The 541-nt window shown below is 43.3% G+C and carries 1 protein-coding gene; it reads right to left on the reverse strand.

What is annotated here, in order from left to right; translation table 11 throughout:
* Positions 1–136: 136 nt before the first annotated feature.
* A complete protein-coding gene (locus R7O13_RS30155) occupies positions 137–388 on the reverse strand; it encodes a DUF2999 family protein (protein WP_005395194.1) in 252 nt (83 codons plus the stop codon).
* Positions 389–541 lie beyond the last annotated feature (153 nt).

The following is a 541-nucleotide window of genomic DNA, read 5'->3' on the forward strand; positions in this document are numbered from 1 at the left end:
CTTAATTTTTTATGCAAGCACCAAGTTAAGCTCAACCTATTCGTTTTCCCGTTGGAGTCGCGTACCTTTCATCTGATGTAAAAAAGCCGCCAGAACCATTTGGCTCTGGCGGCTTTTGTTTTTATCGAAAACTCGATTACTGCTGTAGCTTCGCTTTGGCTTCTACTACTTTGGAGAAGTCTAGGCCTAGCTCTTCCACTGCTTCTTTAATCAGTACAGGATTTTGCATTACCTGCGCCATTAACGCTTGAAGCTGATCTTGTGGCAGACCTAGTTGGCTGATAGTTGCCATTGCAGCCAGAGGGTTTTGAGTTAACGCCTGAAATAGCTCGTTGATTTGCTCGTCGCTAATATTGTTTTCTTTCAACATCGCAAGAATCGGGTTCATCAAATTACCTTTAAATACTATGTAAAACAGACCCGCAGTTTACCATTGGGTTTTGTTAGTTTGCACGCAGACTTTAACCACCACACCACCATCGACCAAGTTATGGTCGAATATTGGTGAAGGTTGCGGTAGTGACTCCATCACTTTGCGATG

This window comes from Vibrio sp. Y176 (assembly GCF_033438945.1).

Bases quoted from the DNA above. Each gene is read 5' to 3' on its own strand.
- R7O13_RS30155 (WP_005395194.1), bottom strand. From the start codon at position 388: ATGAACCCGATTCTTGCGATGTTGAAAGAAAACAATATTAGCGACGAG.